The organism is Gulosibacter sp. (assembly GCF_052090685.1).
Taxonomy (GTDB): domain Bacteria; phylum Actinomycetota; class Actinomycetes; order Actinomycetales; family Microbacteriaceae; genus Gulosibacter.
The window spans coordinates 311,398-329,118 of the sequence record NZ_JBQDBE010000001.1 but is presented as its reverse complement, the minus strand read 5'-3'; the positions used below and the strand labels follow the sequence as shown (position 1 = coordinate 329,118).

The following is a 17,721-nucleotide window of genomic DNA, read 5'->3' as shown; positions in this document are numbered from 1 at the left end:
ACGCGCGGCGTACTACGTCAGCGAACTACTCATCGCCAGCATCGTGCTCCGCCTCTGATGACACTTACAGGACACGACCTAGTCGTTCCAGACGGATGTGTCCCCGGCGGCGGTGATTTCACACACAAGGGTCGCTGTGGTGCCTTCCGTTTGCACTGGCGTCATGTACTGGTATTCGTGGGAATCTCCGTGGTCAATGGTTTCGGTGGGGTTATCGAGGTCATAACTATTCTCTAAATAGCGTTCGTTGCCTGGCATCGCGAACTCGTCAAAAATGGCGGTTTTACACGCCGCTATTTCTTCGCCCTTAGTGAGCGCGAACTCGACCGGTGATTCTGACGGTTCAGTGGCTTCGGTGGTCTCCACTGGGGCCGCTGAACCACACCCAGTTAGAACCGAAATTGCGAGCACTCCAACGACACCGACCAGCATCTTCTTCATGAACTGATCGTAACTCGACCATCCAACACCGCCACCCCACCGGGTGGCTCTTTTATGCCCAAAAGGAGGCAACCGCCAAATGTCCGAACGCGAAGCACACATTTACGAAGCCGAAGAAATCAAGACCGACGTCGAACAGATCGAAGAGATACCGCTAGACCACGCCATGGACTCCCCCACTGACGATGAGGCCAGCTAATGGCAACCGTAGACGGACCAAAGGGCGCTGACCGACTTCTTTCGTGGGCACCTATCGGGCGGGCTGGTGCCTGGAAGCGGAATCGTACGGGTTCAAGCCCCGTTGATCCCACCACTTTCATCAGGCGGGATCTAGATCAATCCCGCCCCGGCTCCCTATTCGCAACCCGTCGGCTACCCCGTACAGACTGCACTCCAGGCGGCGCATCCAATCGGCTCATCCAGGCGGCTCGTGCAGGCGCAGCCAATCGAGCAACCCTTCGGCAGGCTCGCCCCCATCCGAAGAAGTGCCACGAGACGGAATCTGTCCGGCGTGTCGCCGCGTGTCGACCCGTCCCGTGGCACTCTTTCAGTACTGAGAGATTGGGAAAGAGGCCTAGTTCGCGAAGTCAGTGATGACCACGCGGTTTACCTGTGGGTCCTTAAGCTTCGCGTAGCCCTCGTTGATTTCGCTCAGTGCGATTTCTGCCGAAACGAGGTCATCGAGGTTGAGCCGTCCGTTGAGGTACAGCTGCGTCAACGCTGCGATATCCCGTTTCGGTACACCCGAGCCCATGAACACGCCCTGGATCGCCTTGCGGTCAAAGATGTTCGGCAGGCTCGCCAATTCGAAAGTGTTGCCGGACATACCGATCTGGTAGAGGGTCCCGCCGCGGTCAAGCATGTCGTAGCCCTGTCGTGCGGTGGCGGCAATACCGACGATGTCGAAGGCGTACTGCACGCCGAATCCGCCGGTGAGCTCCTTCACCGCAGCAACTGGATCAGTGGTTCCCGAGTTAATGACGTGGGTGGCGCCGAACTTCTTCGCGGTGGCAAGCGTCTCGTCGTTGAGGTCAACCACAATAATCTGACCAGCGCCAGCCAATACCGCACCGCTAATCGCATTGAGACCGACCCCGCCCGCGCCAATAATGACAACCGATTCGCCGCGCTGCACCTTTGCTGCATTGAGTACTGCACCGGTACCGGTGACCACACCGCAGCCAAGTACAGCTGCCTGTGGGAAGGGCATTTCCTCGGGAATCTTGACGAGCATGTTCTCGTGTACAAGTGCCTGCTGGGCGAAGCCACCGAGTGCCATTCCCTGCGTCAACGGCTCGCCCTCAGCATCCTGGAGGCGTGGCGTTTCGCCTTCAGCACGCACCGTGTCTTCGGGATTGCGGCAAAGTCCGACCTCCCCCGAAAGGCACCGTTCGCACTTGCCGCAGAACTGTACGAGGCACCCGGCAACGTGGTCCCCCACCGCAAAGGTGGTGACGTTCGGGCCAACCTGCGTGACGACGCCGGCAATTTCGTGGCCGAGCACCGCGGGCGGTGGATAGTTCACCTCGGTGGACATCTCCATGTGGTCGCTGCCGCAAAGACCCGAGGCTCGAATCTCCAGGAGCACCTCGTTTCCTGTTGGCTCCGCGATCTGAATATCTTCTTCAACCCAGCCTCCGCCGAGTTCACGTACGACCATGGCGCGCATTGCATCCACCCCTACTTCTCTTGCTCTGTGACGATGGTCTCTCTACCGTATTGCCCAAACTTTGTGGGCCCTCAGGATTCGACCGGTTCGAGAGCGCTCACCCTTGGCCAGTCAGCGCACACTTCGGGAACTATTCGGCGACAGCGTGACAACGGTTCGCTTACTGGCACCAATGTCAGCCCACAGTGGAATTGCATGCCAATTGAGGTGAACCTAAGTAAGGTGGTTGAAATGCCTTAACGGCAACATGCAATGAAGGAGCCAAGTGACTGAGAAACGTGTTCGTCCCCCGAAGCCACAAACCGTGTTGGAGGTCCTCCGTCGAGAGCAGCTCACCCCGCACATGGTCCGGCTCTTTATCGGCGGACCACACTTCGAGAAGTTCAACGCGAACGACTTCACCGATCCGTACATCAAAATTTTCTTCGCGAAACCAGAACTCGGCCTCGAACCACCGTATAACGTCGCTGAATTGCGCGAGTCGCTCGCACCGGACGATCTTCCGGTCACCCGCACCTACACCGTGCGTGAGGTCAACGCCGAAGAACAGTGGATATCGGTGGACTTCGTAATCCACGGTGATTCCGACGGCCTCGCAGCCCCCTGGGCCGCAGCAGTCGAACCTGGCGAGCGAGTGGTCTTCGCAGGGCCCGGTGGCGGCTACGCTCCCGATCCAACCGCCGACTGGCATCTCCTCGCCGGTGACGAATCAGCATTGCCGGCCATCGCATCCTCCCTCGAAGCAATGTCCGAGGACGCCACCGGTGTTGCCCTGATCGAGGTCGGTGGCAAGGAAGACGAGCAGCCGATTCGCAAACCGGCGGGCATCGATCTGCAGTGGGTCTACCGCGGTGAGAATGAAGAGCCGGGTACTTCGGATGTGCTGGTCGACGCTGTGAAGAATGTCCCGTGGCGAGAGGGCCGAGTTCAGGTATTTGCTCACGGAGAACGCGAGGCCATCAAGAAGCTACGCGATGTGTTCTTCAAGGGCCATGACCTCGAGCGCAAACAGGTCTCGATTTCCGGGTACTGGGCCTATGGCCGAACCGAGGAGAAATTCCAAGCCGAAAAACGCACCCCAATCGGCGTAATCCTCCCACCCGAAGAGAAGTAGCGCTACACGGTCGCTGACTGACTAGTCCCCTTTTCGCGCGACAGTTCGGAGGATGCTCGGGATCGCCGCCCACGCGATGATCACGAGCACTCCGAACACGATCGCCGCAACAATCGCGGCGCCGCGCCCCGCGACCACATCGAACACAAACGCCACAACCCCGACGATGAGTGCTGAGACAGCAGCAAGTGACACAAGAAGCATGATGTTGCCGAATCGTACGGTTCGATCTTTCATCTGCTTCTTGAAGAGGAATCGGTGGACCGCCACCGGAGCGAGCGCAATAATAGCTGACAGGGCAGCGACCACGACAAGTCCCAAATAGAAGACGCGCTGATCCGGCTTGAGATCGCTGAAGGCCGGTTGAAAAGCGAGCGCGAGCAGGAACCCGGTGAGGATCTGCGCACCGGTCTGCAATACGCGTAATTCCTGGAGCACTTCGTTCCAGTTTCGATCCGCGCGTTCCGCGACAGTTTCGTCACGCTCCGCATGTGGGTGACGGTGCGATGTGCTGTCAGGTACTCCGTTGCCAGACATGTACCGACGCTAGCAGCGCTGCCCACAAGAGTCCCGAGCGCTAGGATAAGTAAGTTCGCTCGCGTGTGTCGAGCGAACCCCCGCTTGCTCCGTCATCCGCTGTCGGATCCTTTCGGGTCGTTCAAACAGGAGCACGTGAATGCGTTCCGCTTTCTTTGGCGCAATGGCCGGTTATAAGGCGCTGCCCGGTATAGCTGGCTGGCCCCAAATGGTCATCGCCGTATTCGCGAGAATCCCAGCGGCGATGGTGCCGCTCGGTGCAATGGTGGCCTTCACTGACTCAACCGGATCAATCGCTACCGGCGGTTTAGCAACGGGCTTCGTGGCGATCGCCACCGCAATCTTCTCTCCCCTGATTGGCCAGTGGGTTGACCGCTATGGGCAGCGCCGGGTGCTTTCGATCTTTGCGCCACTTAACGCGATTGCGCTCCTGGCGCTGTTTCTTGCCGCAATATGGGGCCTCGATGAGGCCCCACTGTTTCTGATCTGTGCCCTCACCGGCGCCACCACAATCCCAATCGGATCCTTCACGAGGGCTCGCTGGAGCGAGGTGACACAGAATCCAAAAGAACTGGGTACGGCGTTTTCATACGAGTCCACCGTGGACGAACTTGTTTTCGTACTCGGCCCGGCGTTCGTGGGTTTTGCGGCTTCAGCCGCAGTCTCTGCAGCGCCACTCGGTATTGCCGCGGCACTGGTGATCGTTGCGGTGTTGCCGTTTGCGCTGACCTCGCCAAAACGGATGCCCGCATCCCCTGCGGAAGAGCCGGGTGAGGATGCTCCGGTCACGCGGCCGGGCATCCTCATGACTCTGAGGAAGATCTCACCGGCGCTGATCATCATGGGCTGCATCGGCACGTTCTTTGGGTCGAGTCAGGCTGCGATTACGGAGCGTGCTGCCGAGTTTGGTTCGCCTGACGCTGCGGGGCTTTCCTATGCGCTCATGGGCATTGGTTCGGCAGCGATGGCTCTCCTCATGGTGGTGGTGCCCGACAGAGTGAGCCTGGCCACACGCGTACTGATAGGTGGACTTGGCATGGCGGTATTCACACTGATCACCATCGTTCAGGGAAACCTGGTGATGACTTCGGTGATGCTCTTGTTCACCGGTTTGTTCCTTGGGCCTACCCTGGTAACCGCATTCACCGCCGCGGAAAGGCTCGCGCCAAAAGGAGGGATGTCATCGGCGATGACATCCCTCCAGGCGTCACTCACAGTCGGTGTGTCGGTTGGATCCGCGATCGGTGGTGGCCTTGCCGCAGCGGCCGGGTCGGCAGGTGCCTACCTGTTCGCCGCTGCGTTGCCGGTCGTGATCGTGTTCGTTGGGGTCATACTCGCGCGAATCCGGCCGTAGCCGACTCCTCGGTGGTCTCGCCAGCGTTCGCCGCACCCTCCCGAACGCTTGCGAGCACGGAGTCTGCCCAGGTGATTGCGAGTGCGGGTGCGAGCTCGCGACCACCGGCGTCGTGTCGACCGTAGTCCCCGACTCGCGTGGCCCCGAGTTCAGTGAAGGCTTCATCCATGATCTCGCTGCCGCGAGAGTATGTCTCGTGATAGCTCCGGTCCCCCAGACCAAACATGGCGTATCGAACACCGGCGAGGTCGGGTCGGTCCCGAAGGAGTGCGCCGTGGAACTCGCGCACAGTCGTTGGCAATTCGCCGTCGCCGTAGGTCGAGCACACCATGAGGAAGAGTCGATCCGCACTAAGATCGGCTGCGGTCATCTCCGCCATGTCCACGACGTGCACATCGTTGTGATCAGCAAGATGTGTGGCAAGTTCTTCCGCGACCAGCTCGGAGTTGCCCGATTCGGTGCCGAAAGCGATGGTGATCGCGGTACGAGGTCCGCCAGCAGCCGCAGTGGCAGCGTCATCAATTGAGCGCTCGGTGGGGAGACTCAGTGCCGAGCCGGCAATAAGTCGCAGCTCGTGTTCGTCTGTGATCTTTGCACGCACACGACCGACCGCAGCGTTTCGCTCTTCGTGAGCGTCGATGAGCAACCAACCGTCGTAGCTGGTCGATTTTGCCAGCGCACCTTCGAGCGCCTTTCGACCGGGCTTCTTCGAAGCCGCAACCAAGTCACCAACAATCGTCTCGGCAAGTTCGCGCGAGTCGGTGCGTTGGGAGGGGATGGTGCCACGGGGACCCCGCCTGGCCCATCCGGCAACGTAGAGTCCCGGTTCGATGCGTCCAGATTCACGTGCCTCAGGCGAGACCGCAGCGAGCTGCTGGCCCTCCTGGGCAGCAAAGCCGATCGCGCTGATGACTCCGGAGACTTCCAGCGCCTGTGTTTCGAGACCGTCACACTGCGCAATTTCAAGCTGCGTCACCGCATCCTCACCCAAGATCTGCGCCGGTGAGTAGCCGAACCACCATTCCACGGTCACGCGAGGCTGTGCGGGTCGCGGCTGTCGGATGAGTTCGAGGATGACTTGGGAACGGGCATCCTCAGCGCTTGCGAGTGATTGCTCGCCGACACCGTGAACCACGTGGGCAACATCCTTGAGATCAAGCAGTTCCCGGACCATCACCGGGTCAAATTTGGCGAGGGCGGGGAGAGAGCGCCCCACCGCGTGGATGGTGTGGAGTTGATCGGTGAGCGCCTCATGTGCTGCGTCATCGATGTCGGAACCGTCGAGGTCCTGCGCTTGCTTTGCGAGCAGGCGGATGAGGTCCATGGCGACGTTCCCGTGGCCGATGAGCGCGACGCTCTGGCCGAGACTCTCGATCGTGCGCGATTCGTGCACGTGGCCATTGAGCAGTCGCGTCACACGGCCCGCACCGAAGACTCCTGGGAGCTCGGCGCCTGGCACCACGAGCGGAACGTCTGCGTGGAGACCGTTCGCGAGCACGACCGCATCAAATGCGGAGCGAAGCGAAGCGAGATCGAGGTCCTTGCCGATCTCAATGCCGCCAATGAAGTTGACGTTCTGCTTCTCAAACAACCGCGAGAACTGCTGCGCGACTTCTTTGGTCCCCTGGTGGTCGGAAGCGACGCCGTGACGAACGAGTCCGTAGGGTGTCGGGAGTTTGTCGATGATGTTGATCTCGGCGTCGGGAAGTTGGCGCCGCAGCGCCTGTGCCGTGAAGCATCCCGAGGGGCCCGAACCGACAATGGCGACGCGCTTGGGTGCGGCGGTCGAAGACGCTGCGCCGGTCTTGTCGGTCCACTGCACCGGCATTTTCGTCATGCCACGGAAAACCCAGCCGCCCACTTCGGCGGGATCCTGCGGGTCCAGGCGCAGGTCGGGTAGCCGTTCGAAGAGCTTCGGCAGCGCGGTGGCGGCCACTTCGGCCCGAGCGACCCAGGCTCCGAGGCAGACGTGGACGCCCTTTCCAAAGGCCAGGTGGGTGCCCTCGTTTTCGCGGGTGATGTCGAATCGGGCCGGGTCATTCCATTGGTTCTCATCACGGTTTGCGGAAAGGAGCGAGATGCCGAGTTTGGCACCGGCAGGGAGCTTCACACCTTGCAGCACGACCTCGCGAGTGGTTTGTCGTGAGTACATCCCAATCGGTGCAACCCAGCGAATGGCTTCATCGAAAGCATCGTCCCAGGTTTGCTGTCCGCTACGGATAAGTTCGAGTTGCTCTGGCTGCTGCAGCAGTCCCCAGGCAGCGACGCCAATTGCATCGCGGGGCTCATTGAGTCCGCCACCGATGGTCATTTTGACGTTGGCGCGGATCGACTCAATCGACATTTGATAGTCGGGCAGCCGCAGCAGTGCGGACATGAGGCTGTCATCGGGGTGCTTGCGATGCCAAGCAATCATTTCATCGAGAGCAGCATCCACCTCGTTATAGGAAGCTTCACCCTTCGCCCAGATCACCGGGTCATCGGCGTAGTTGCCGGTTGCGGCGATCATTGTGGTGGACCAGCGCTGCAGGTCTTCAGCAGTGGCATTGTGCAGGCCTATCACTGCGCGGAGGTTTTCTGCCACAAATGGCGAGGCGAAGTCCCACACCAGATCGGCGCCGGGACCCTTGTCGATGAACTCCTGCAGGTACTTATCCGCATTACGTTCAAAAATCGGAGTCCAGGTGCGCTTCACAATGCCCGGGCGAAGCACCGGCTGCCAGGCGCGTCGTTCCACGTAGTGCTCCGGGTCGTCCTTCCGCAGCATCGAGTGGCCCATGGCGCGAATCATGAGCGAGCCCTCTTCGTTCGCCGAGAAGGTCTCTTGATCGAGTTCGGTGTCGTGCGCCGCATCGTAGGAGGTGATGAGGTAGCGCCCGATCGCGGGTACCCAGTGCACGCCACCCTCGGCGCGAAGTCGCTCAAAGCTCGGGAATGGGTCGCTGTACAGCTCGGGAATCGTTACCCAGTCAGCAACGGGTGCGGGACGGCCGGTCGTAGTCATATCGGACTTCCTTGTCGTTCAAGTGGCGCGTCAGTGCGCCGAGTTTTAGGAGTTGAGATTGGTGTTCGGTGGCGATGGATAGCCAGCGGGAGTCGAGTGTCAGGAGTCGCTAATGTCAGGACGGGTCGATTGACAGCGTGAGTGCGTCGAATTCGGTTCCGGGGCGATAGTTTTCAAAGTAGAGATCCGCGCCCTCTTCGGTGAGGGTCGGACTCGAGTAGACGAATGCATGGCCGTCCGAGGTCGATTCTCGCTCCCCCAGGGTCATGAATGGCAATCTGCCTTCCGGTGAGTACGCATCCGCGATCGATAGGATGCTCTGGTCGCCCTCCCCGGTAATCTCCAGGCCCTCAAGAATGAGGGCCAGCATCCCACCGTGGCCGGTGAACTGCACCGCCCCCGCGAAGCGAAGCCCCCCGTCAGTACCAGAGCCAGAGTTCTGAACGGCAGCTTCCTTCTGCACTGGGAAGAAGAAGGAGCCGTCGTCCAGACGAATCGCTCCGTCGAAGACGGTGATATTTCCGTCCCGCATCTTCTCGATATAGGCCGTGAACGAAGCCTTGACCGACCAGCGGATTCCAGCTTGGGTGACCACCGGGATGGTGGTCGACAATGATTGTGCAGTCATGAGCACTCCCTTGTAACTCTTGTTGCTACCAGGATGCTCCGAATCATTCCACTGCGCAAACGGTTTATATTGCGCTGATTCCCAACTTAAACTGCGCTTACGTTGCGATCGTTCTCTGACTTCCGTTCAAGGGCGGCGCCCTCCACATCCACATTCGGCAGGATGCGGTCGAGCCACTTCGGCAGCCACCAGGCAGAACCACCGAGCAGGTGCATAATCCCGGGGATGATCAGCATCCGCACAAGGAACGCATCCACGAGCACACCGAACGCGAGAGCAAAGCCCATCGAGCGGATCATTGCCGAGTTCGAGAAAATGAAGCCCGCAAATACCGAGATCATGATGATCGCGGCAGCAGTGACCACGGTTCGGCCGGCGCGGAATCCTTGCTGCACCGCAACACTGGGATTAGAGCCGTGCGCATAGGCCTCCCGCATTCCCGACACGAGGAATAGCTGATAGTCCATCGCGAGGCCGAACAGGATTCCGATCACGATGATGGGTAAGAAGCTCAGTACCGGACCCGGATCATGGACGCCAAAGACTGAGCCCAGCCAGCCCCACTGGAAGATCGCCGTGATCGCGCCGAAAGTGGCAAAGAGTGACAGCACAAAACCGAGCGTCGCCGTGATGGGCACCAGGATGGAGCGGAATACGAACACCAGAATAAGGAGCGAGAGACCGACCACGAGCACCAGGTAACCGGGCAGCGCATCCGCCAGCTTTTGGGAGATGTCGATATTGCCGCTCGCACTGCCGGCGACACCAATCTCGATTTCGCCGCCAACGGGCGAAAGCCCACGAAGCGTATTGACCAGTTCCTCAGTGGACTCCGCCGTGGGACCATCCACCGGAATCACCTGGAAGGCAAGGACACTGCCGCTATCGGACACACCGATTGGCGCCACAGCGGCCACATTCTCCTGTGCAAGGAGCAGTTCTCCCAGCTCAACCTGCTCTGCGATCGCATTCTCGTCAGCAATCACCTCCGGATAGTCGGCAACCACCAACAGCGACCCGTTTACTCCGGCACCAAATTCTTCCTCGGTGATCTTGAAGGCCTGGTACTGAGTGGAATCCTGCGGTTCGCTCGAGCCGTCGGGAAGACCGAGGCGCATGTCCAGCGCCGGGATGGCGATCACGGCGAGAAGCGCAACACCGATGACCACCGAGAGAATGGCACGACCCGTACCCATCGGCTTGACGTCAACCCGCGGCAGCTCTTCTTGCGCAGTCTGCGTGCGCACCTTGCGAGGCAGGATGCGCATCCCAACCATGCTCAACAGTGCTGGAGTGAGCGTGATCGCGATCAGGATGGCCACCGCGACACAAATTGCGCCTACCGTACCCATCATCCCGAGGAACGGAATACCGGTGACGTTCAGGGCCACGAGCGCAATAATTACCGTGGCGCCGGCGAATACGACCGCATTTCCGGAGGTTCCGTTGGCCAGACCGATGGAGTGTTCGAGGTTCATCCCGTGTCGCAGTTGACTGCGGTGGCGGTGGATGATGAACAGCGAATAGTCAATACCGACCGCGAGACCGAGCATCACGCCGAGTACGGGAGTGATGGACATCATCTCGAAGACCCCGCTGAGGGCGAGCGAACCCGCAACCCCGACGCCCACGCCGAGCAGTGCGTTGATCAGCGGCAGGCCGGCACCGATGAGGGTCCCGAGCATGATGAAGAGGGTGATTGCCGCAATGAGCACACCCACGGCTTCGCCGATTCCGAAGATATTCGGGATGGCCTGCATGAGCTCTTGCGACAGTTCGACCTCTACGCCGTCGATTCCGGCAGAGGTGATCACCGCGGCGACATCGTCTTTGACTTCGGGGAGCACTTCGGTAATCGGCTCCGTGAACATCACGGCCCCCACGGCGGCGCTGCCGCTATCGGATACCTGCTTTACGCCACTGGCGAGCTCAAGGAGCGCTGCCCCGTCATCGAGCGCTTGCTGCTGCGCGTCAAGTTCGGCCAGCCCCTCATCGAGCTCGGCCTGCCCGGCGTCAAGTTCTTCACGAGCACCGTCGAGCTGCGCTTGCTGCGCATCCAGTTCGGCAAATGCCTCCTCGGGATATCCAGCTTGCTCCAGCTGCTCTCGTGCCGCATCAAGCTCGGCCTGCCCCACGTCAAGTTCCGCATAGCCGCCATCAAGTTGTGCTTGGCCCGCCTCGAGTTCCTCACGACCGGCGTCCAGCTGGACCTGGCCGTCTTCAAGCTCCTGCGCCGAATCGGCAATGGTCGATTCCGTTTCGAAGGGGTTAACGGCATCGATCACCCCCTCGCGTTCACTCACCTCGGCAAGCACTGCCGCGATCTCGTCCCGCTGTTCGGCAGTGAAGGCTTCGCCATCGGTGGTGTGGAATACGACCGATGCGGTGCCGCCGCTAGCATCCGGGAAATCTTCGGCAAGTTGATCGGTCACTTTTGCGGTGGCAGTTCCAGGAATGGTTACCGCGGAGTTCAGCGTGCCACCGAGCGTCAAGAATCCTGTGACTGCCAGCGCGAGCAGGACCAGCCACGCGACCAGAGTCTGCCACGCGTGTCGTGCGGTGAAGCGTCCGAGTCGATACAGGAGCTGAGCCATGCGATCCCTTCGAGTGAGTGCGACGGCTGAAGAGTAATCCGTCGCGGAAATACTCATTGATGATACGCGACGTCTCGTCAAGTCAAAATCCGGATAGCATGAGTGGATGAGTCGACACAGAAGTGGGCCGGTCCGCAGCGAGCACGCGCGGCGAGCGATCCTAGAAGCGACCGCGCGCCAGTTCTCCGCGCACGGCTATGACGGTTTCACCATCCAGGGTGTTGCGGATGAAGCGGGCGTCGGCAAGCAGACCATTTACCGCTGGTGGTCTGGCAAACCAGAGTTGCTAACCGACTGCCTCCTCGAGGGACTCCTGTGGGACAAGAGAATGTCCCCAAGCAACACTGGCGACGTGGAAAAGGACGTCAGGGAATGGTTGATGCTTATCGCGCAGGCCGCATCCTCGACCGAGGGGGCGGCGCTGTTGCGCTCGCTCATGTCCGCGGCGACCTCGAATGAGGTCTTTGGTGAGCGACTCCACCAGGCACTGAGTGGTGAGGGCGCTCTCCAAAATCGCTTAGAAATCGCGCAGCGCGATGGTCAACTCGCCGCAGATGCCCCGGTGGCTCTCCTATCAGACCTGCTCATTGGCGCGATCATCCTGCGAACGCTCTCCTGGCAGGACACCGATGCCGAAGTCGTGGCAACCCTCACCAGGTTTACGCTCAAGGTGCAACGCGCAGGGCAATAGGCGCAGCGCAATAGGTGCAGCGCAATCGCCTAGTGGCGAACCTGCCCCTGGCCGTTGACGATCCACTTGGTCGTGGTGAGCTCGGTGATTCCCATCGGCCCACGAGCGTGCAGCTTTTGCGTCGAGATACCGAGTTCTGCGCCGAGGCCGAACATGCCGCCGTCCGTGAAACGCGTCGACGCGTTGACCATAATCGCGGCCGCATCGATCTCGTCAACAAACTGTTCACTCGAGGCAAGCGACTCGGTGAGGATCGCTTCGGTGTGGCCCGAAGTATAGGTGCGGATGTGTTCAATGGCTTCGTCGATCGAGGCCACCACCTTGATCGCCAGATCCATCGAGAGGTACTCGGTTTCCCAGTCCGTGTCGGTGGCAGCCGCAATAGCAGCACCGCCGGGAACAAGGTTGCGAGTCGCGTCATCGGCGTGCAGATTCACACCACTCTCGGTCAGCGCGGCGTAAGCGCGTGGGATGAATTCCTCAGCGACATCTTCGTGCACGAGCAACGTTTCGGCGGCATTGCATACCCCGACACGCTGCGTCTTCGCGTTCATTACGATCGGCAGCGCCTTTTCGAGGTCGGCACTGGCATCCACGAAGATATGGACGTTACCCACACCGGTTTCAATAACCGGCACCTGCGATTCGGTGACCACCGTCTGAATCAAGGCTGCGCCACCGCGCGGCACCAACACATCCACGAGCCCGCGAGCTCGCATCAGCGCAACGCCACCCGCGCGACCATAGTCGTCTACCGTCTGCACCAGATCGCGAGGCAGGCCCTGGGCCTCGAGCGTGTCGCCGATGATCTGCACGAGTTTGCGATTCGATTCCAGTGCGGCAGAACCACCGCGGAGAATCACCGCATTCCCCGATTTCAGGGCAAGCGCGGCCGCATCGACGGTCACATTCGGTCGCGCCTCGTAAATCATGCCAACGACGCCCATGGGCACACGGATCTGCTTCAGTTTCAGACCATTCGCCAGTGTTGAACCCCGTACGATTTCGCCGACGGGGTCGGGCAATGTTGCCACTTCGTGGAGTGCCGCAGCTATCCCGTCGATCCGTGGCACGGTCAGCTCGAGTCGATCGAGCAAGCCCTCGGTGAGGCCGCGTTCACGACCACGTGCCATATCTTCCGCATTCGCCGTGACGATTTCCGCAGCGTTGTCGATCAGCGCGCTGGCGATTGCTTCGAGCAGCGCGTTTTTCGTGGTGCTCGTCGCATTCTGCAGTGATCGGGCAGCCACCTTGGCACGCTTCGCGATATCGCGTACTTCTGATTCGGTCGAAGCATCGAGGGCAGCATCGGGCGTAGTCGTGTTCGTCATGCCCCGAGTCTAGCGGCCACGCACTGACTAATCAGCGACGGGCAGGCCACTGCCGGTCACCACATCCGTCACGGTATTGCGCACCAGGATGAGATCGTCACGGTGCACGATCGATCGCCCGTAGTCCTCACCCAGATCCTCAACCATTTCAGCGGTCGAGCGACCGAGCATGCGTGGGAGTTCAATTGAGTCATAGGCGGTGAGTCCGTGGGCAATCAGCTCACCCTCCTCCGAAACGATCTCGACGGGGTCACCGGTGGCAAAGTCACCGCGGATCTCTCGAATACCAGCGGCGAGCAGAGATGCGCCACGGTCGCGAAGTGCACGCACGGCACCCTGATCAATCACCAGTCGACCGGTCATCTGGGCGGCGTGCTCGAGCCACACCTTTCTTCGCGTTCGCCGCTCATCGGTGGCACGGAACCAGGTGCCAACATCCTCGCCCGCCAACGCGGCCGCAACATCCTGAGCGCGGGTGAGCATAACCGGGATGCCGGTGACTGTCGCCATCTCCGCAGACTGCAGTTTCGTGATCATGCCACCGGTGCCAAAGGAAGAACCACGTCCGGTCACTTCCACCCCGGCCACATCCGTCATGTGCTCGACCACGGCGATGCGCTTGGCCCCCGGATGCGAAGGCGGCGCGTCATAGAGGCCATTGACATCCGTGAGCAACACGAGTGCGTCCGCGCCAATGAGCTGCGCGACCAAGGCAGCAAGCCGATCATTATCACCGAAGCGCAGCTCACTTGTTGCCAGTGCGTCGTTTTCGTTCACGATTGGCACGGCACCGAGCTCGAGAAGTCGCTCGAAGACCTGCAGCGCGTGACGATAGCGCGAGCGGCGAACGGTGTCCCCGGCGGTCATAAGAATCTGACCGACCTGTATGTCATAGGCGCCGAAGGCGTCGGTGTAGGTGGACATCAGCGCAGATTGACCGACGGCTGCGGCCGCCTGCGAGGTACTCACATCGGTTGGCCGCTTATCGAGACCGAGCGGCATGAATCCCGCTGCGATTGAACCGGACGTAACTAGAACGATTTGCTTGCCGCGAGAGACCTCTTCCGCGAGCACATCCACGAGCTTTCGAAGGGCCGGGACGTTCAGGCGACCATCCGTTCGCGTCAACGACGAGGAGCCGATCTTTACCACCACACGGTGGGCATCAGGAAGCTGTGATCTGTCGCGGATCGCTGGTGTCATGCGTCTATTCTGCCGTGGACTCGTGTCTTCATGCGAAGTTGCATCTTCAGCCGCCACACTATTGAGCATGATTGCAGCATTCTCAATTGCCCCTTCCGGTCCCCCGTCCGATGACTCCGTGCTTGCCGATGAACCCGGCTCCTACCATCGCGCCGTTGCCGCAGCGCTCGAAGTGGTGCGTGCTTCGGGCCTGCCGAATCAGACCGACGCGATGTTCACCACGATTGAGGGTGATTGGGAGGAGGTAATGGCGGTGTTGAAAGCTGCGACGGATGAGATCGGCCGCTATGGTTCGCGCGTGTCGCTCGTGCTCAAGGCAGATATTCGCCCGGGACACACCGGAGAGATCCAGGGCAAGGTCGAACGTGTCGAAGCCGAGCTTCAACGTCGCGCGGAAGAATCCTGACGCCCCGCGCACTGTCTGAGCGACGCGAAGGCGGGATGCACCCGGAGTAGTTCCGGATGCATCCCGCCTTCGTTCTCGTTGGGTTGTTGCTACCTACGTGAGGTTTAGAGCGAAGCCCGACGACGCATCACGAGCACGCCGGCACCTGCGAGGGTGATGAGTGCTGCAATTGCGAGGATGATCACGAGGTGGTCGGCACCGGTCTGTGCCAGGCCACCTTCGTGGTCATTGTTGCCGTAGTCGTTGCCGTTGTCGCCCTTACCGCCATTGTCGTCCTGACCACCGTCGTCATCGGAACCGCCAGCGGGGTCCGTTTCCGTCGGAGTCGGGGTTGAGATGGGGCCGGAGCCGTCAGCGATCACTTCGAAGGTGGCGACAACGAGGATCTGCTCACCGTCGGCGGTCTCCTGGATGAAGCGCACGGTGTGCGTACCGGCGGGCATGGGCTCGCCAGTTTCTTCGCCCTCTGGGCCGTAGATAATCGTGCCGTTGAATGCGCCGTCGATAACCTCGCCGGCCTCTTCGATGACGGCAACTTCACCGTTGGGCTCGATCAACTCGATGCGAACGGTGCCCTCGCCAAAGTTCGAGCCGGTGTACTTGATGCCAGCGGCCGAGTCAGCCTGGTTGACGGTCTCGGGGTCGAGCACCACCGATGCAGCTGGCTGCTGCTCACCATCGGTTTCGGTGGGTTCTGGCTCGTCGGTGCCGGTCGGGACCGGAGTACCGGTCTCGGTGGGTTCGGTCGTGTCGGTTGGCCCAGGCGTCTCAGTGGGTTCCGGGGTGTCGGTGGGCTCAGGAGTGTCGGTCGGACCTGGTGTCTCAGTCGGACCCGGGGTCTCGTCAGCTTCTTGGGTGAGCGTCACCTTGTCGACAACTTGGAGACCGTTGACGTTATAGGTGGTAAAAGTCAGCTCGGTGGGGCTGACCTGGACGTTGGTGAAGTCAGGGTTGTTGTCCTGGTTCCACTTTGCGGTCCAGTACTGCTCACCTTCACCGGCGGGGTCGTGGAAGGCGTAGAACTTTGAGCCGCTCGAGGAGTTGGCCGTCAGGTAGAGGACCTCATTCTCGGCAGGAGCGAGCACGTCGCCGGTTGCCGGCTGTGCCTCGGGCACGACCGGGGTGTCACCATTCATGAGGTATGAACGAGTGTGGATGTGGTCGTGTCCGGCGAGCACTGCGTCCACGCCCTGTTCCGACATGACCGGGGTCAGGCCTTCGCGAAGGCGCTCAACGTTGGCGTCATCCCAGTGATTTGCCTGGCTGTATACCGAGTGGTGCCAGGTGACGATCGTCCAGTCGATCGAGTCATCGCGCTGCTCGGCAATCGTGGTTTCAATGAATGCCTTGTGGTCTGCGATGTCCGAAGCGTTGTTTTGGTTCGAATCGAGCGAGAGGACGAGAACGTTGTTGTGCTTGTACCAGTGGTTGCGGTCTGCGACGTTCGGCATGTTGAAGTGCTGATCGTAGGCAACGCTGTTGGTGTCGTGGTTACCCACATTCACACCAAATGGCACCTCACGGACTCCGTTCGGGCTGAAGAAGCCCTGGTACTCGTTGTAGTTACCCGCGGTCTCCACCTGGTCACCCAGGGAGATCATGAACGAGGTGTTGGGGAAGAGCGTGTTGGATGCGCTGACCGCGTTGTTCCAGCCAGCCGTGTCACGCTCAACATCACCGGAGGAACCGATCTGGGCGTCACCGAAGTAGGTGAAGTTGAACTCGTCGCCGAAGGTTTCGGTGGAGTATTCGTAGACATCTGACCAGCCAGCTTCTTCGCTACCCACGCGGTAGATGTAGTCGCTGTTCGCTTCGAGGCCGGTGACCGTCGCAACCCCGGCACGCAGGTCGTTGTACGCGTCGTCGGTGTGGGTTGCTTCAACCACGGTGGTCTGGTCCGCAGGGAATTCTGCACCCGCGGATGCCGGTGCAAACTGCACCTGTTCGGCACCGTCATGGCTGGTCATCCAGTTAAGGTTGACCGAGGATTCATCCGAGCCAACGTTGAGACCGAGCTCGGTGATCGTCGGCGGAGCCGGCGGTACGTAGTCGCTCGACACGAGGCTCTGCATTTCGAAGAAGATGTCGGAGCTGCCAGCCGAACGGTTGTGGAGCGAGATCGCGATGGTGTTCTCACCAGCTACGAACAGCGCTGGGTCGAGCGTGAAGTTGGTCTGCTCGTAGTCGCCGGTCTGACCGTTGCTGTACTGGATGTTGTTCGCAGCAAGATCCTGGCCGTCGAGCGTGTACGTGCGGAAGCCCTCGACACCGTTGACGTAGACCGCAATCCCGTCATCGACTCGCGTCTTCACGTCGAATCCGGTTGCAGCCTCAAGGTCTTCAGCTGGGATATCTACTGTGGTACGGAGGAAGAAAGTCTCGATCGAGTCGCTGGTGCCCGGGTGGTTGAGTTCAAACGGTGTTTCAATCGCCGGTGCACCGCCGCTGGGTTCGTGTCCCATGGTGCCGGTTGCGCCGGGTGTCCAGGCGCTGTCATCAAATTCTGGGAGAGTCCAGTCGAGCGTGTTTCCGTCGCTGACGGGATCGGTTCCTGCGGTCCAGACGTTCCAGGCCGAAGCGCCGTTGAGATATTCGTCACCGATTGCGGCCTGCGCCTGTGTGGGCGCCGCAATAAGTGTCCCGGCGAGGCCGAGTGCAGCAATGAGTGCCACACTTCCGCGCCGAGTTCGGGCAGAGAGTTGCATTAGTCATCCTCAGTTCACGAGTAAAAATGTCAGATTGGTTGGTG

The 17,721-nt window shown here is 60.5% G+C and carries 13 protein-coding genes; 4 read left to right on the top strand and 9 right to left on the bottom strand.

The window, feature by feature from the left end:
- Positions 1-78 precede the first annotated feature (78 nt).
- On the bottom strand, positions 79-441 hold the full coding sequence (locus ACTHXA_RS01565) for an LptM family lipoprotein (protein ID WP_441668636.1): 363 nt from the start codon (positions 439-441) through the stop codon (positions 79-81).
- A 574-nt stretch (positions 442-1,015) separates the two neighbouring features.
- Complete coding sequence (locus ACTHXA_RS01560; RefSeq protein WP_441668660.1) at positions 1,016-2,110, bottom strand: Zn-dependent alcohol dehydrogenase; 1,095 nt, start codon at positions 2,108-2,110, stop codon at positions 1,016-1,018.
- Positions 2,111-2,375: 265 nt separating this feature from the next.
- Between ACTHXA_RS01560 and ACTHXA_RS01555 the strand changes: the two genes are divergently transcribed.
- Positions 2,376-3,224 carry a siderophore-interacting protein gene (locus tag ACTHXA_RS01555; RefSeq protein WP_441668634.1) on the top strand — a complete coding sequence of 283 codons (849 nt, stop codon included), beginning with the start codon at positions 2,376-2,378 and terminating at the stop codon, positions 3,222-3,224.
- Positions 3,225-3,245: 21 nt separating this feature from the next.
- On the opposite strand, the gene ACTHXA_RS01550 is transcribed toward ACTHXA_RS01555, so the two are convergent.
- Positions 3,246-3,761: a DUF6328 family protein gene (locus tag ACTHXA_RS01550; RefSeq protein ID WP_441668632.1), complete on the bottom strand. Its 516-nt coding sequence runs from the start codon at positions 3,759-3,761 to the stop codon at positions 3,246-3,248.
- 139 nt (positions 3,762-3,900) lie between these two features.
- On the opposite strand from ACTHXA_RS01550, the gene ACTHXA_RS01545 reads away from it, so the two are divergent.
- Positions 3,901-5,115: an MFS transporter gene (locus tag ACTHXA_RS01545; RefSeq protein ID WP_441668630.1), complete on the top strand. Its 1,215-nt coding sequence runs from the start codon at positions 3,901-3,903 to the stop codon at positions 5,113-5,115.
- Here the strand turns inward: ACTHXA_RS01545 and ACTHXA_RS01540 are convergent.
- The 3 genes from ACTHXA_RS01540 to ACTHXA_RS01530 all read right to left on the bottom strand — a co-directional run bounded on the left by ACTHXA_RS01540 (position 5,090) and on the right by ACTHXA_RS01530 (position 11,341).
- A complete protein-coding gene (locus ACTHXA_RS01540; protein WP_441668628.1) occupies positions 5,090-8,119 on the bottom strand; it encodes a cytochrome P450 in 3,030 nt (1,009 codons plus the stop codon). The genes ACTHXA_RS01545 and ACTHXA_RS01540 overlap by 26 nt on opposite strands.
- A gap of 115 nt (positions 8,120-8,234) precedes the next feature.
- Complete coding sequence (locus tag ACTHXA_RS01535; protein WP_441668626.1) at positions 8,235-8,747, bottom strand: HtaA domain-containing protein; 513 nt, start codon at positions 8,745-8,747, stop codon at positions 8,235-8,237.
- A gap of 86 nt (positions 8,748-8,833) precedes the next feature.
- A complete protein-coding gene (locus ACTHXA_RS01530; RefSeq protein WP_441668624.1) occupies positions 8,834-11,341 on the bottom strand; it encodes an MMPL family transporter in 2,508 nt (835 codons plus the stop codon).
- A gap of 106 nt (positions 11,342-11,447) precedes the next feature.
- Here ACTHXA_RS01530 and ACTHXA_RS01525 point away from each other — a divergent pair, with 106 nt between their 5' ends.
- Positions 11,448-12,032, top strand: coding sequence for a TetR/AcrR family transcriptional regulator (locus ACTHXA_RS01525; RefSeq protein WP_441668622.1), 585 nt, complete (start codon positions 11,448-11,450; stop codon positions 12,030-12,032).
- A gap of 29 nt (positions 12,033-12,061) precedes the next feature.
- Here ACTHXA_RS01525 and ACTHXA_RS01520 read toward each other — a convergent pair whose 3' ends face one another.
- Positions 12,062-13,363 (bottom strand): glutamate-5-semialdehyde dehydrogenase, encoded by a 1,302-nt coding sequence (locus tag ACTHXA_RS01520; protein ID WP_441668620.1) that lies wholly within the window; start codon positions 13,361-13,363, stop codon positions 12,062-12,064.
- Between the two features lie 27 nt (positions 13,364-13,390).
- Positions 13,391-14,566, bottom strand: a complete 1,176-nt coding sequence (proB, locus tag ACTHXA_RS01515) for a glutamate 5-kinase (protein WP_441668618.1) — start codon at positions 14,564-14,566, stop codon at positions 13,391-13,393.
- 67 nt (positions 14,567-14,633) lie between these two features.
- On the opposite strand from proB, the gene ACTHXA_RS01510 reads away from it, so the two are divergent.
- A complete protein-coding gene (locus ACTHXA_RS01510; RefSeq protein ID WP_441668616.1) occupies positions 14,634-14,972 on the top strand; it encodes a thiamine-binding protein in 339 nt (112 codons plus the stop codon).
- 104 nt (positions 14,973-15,076) lie between these two features.
- Here ACTHXA_RS01510 and ACTHXA_RS01505 read toward each other — a convergent pair whose 3' ends face one another.
- Entirely contained in the window at positions 15,077-17,677 is a 2,601-nt protein-coding gene (locus ACTHXA_RS01505) for a fibronectin type III domain-containing protein (RefSeq protein ID WP_441668614.1), read from the bottom strand.
- Between the last annotated feature and the right edge of the window lie 44 nt (positions 17,678-17,721).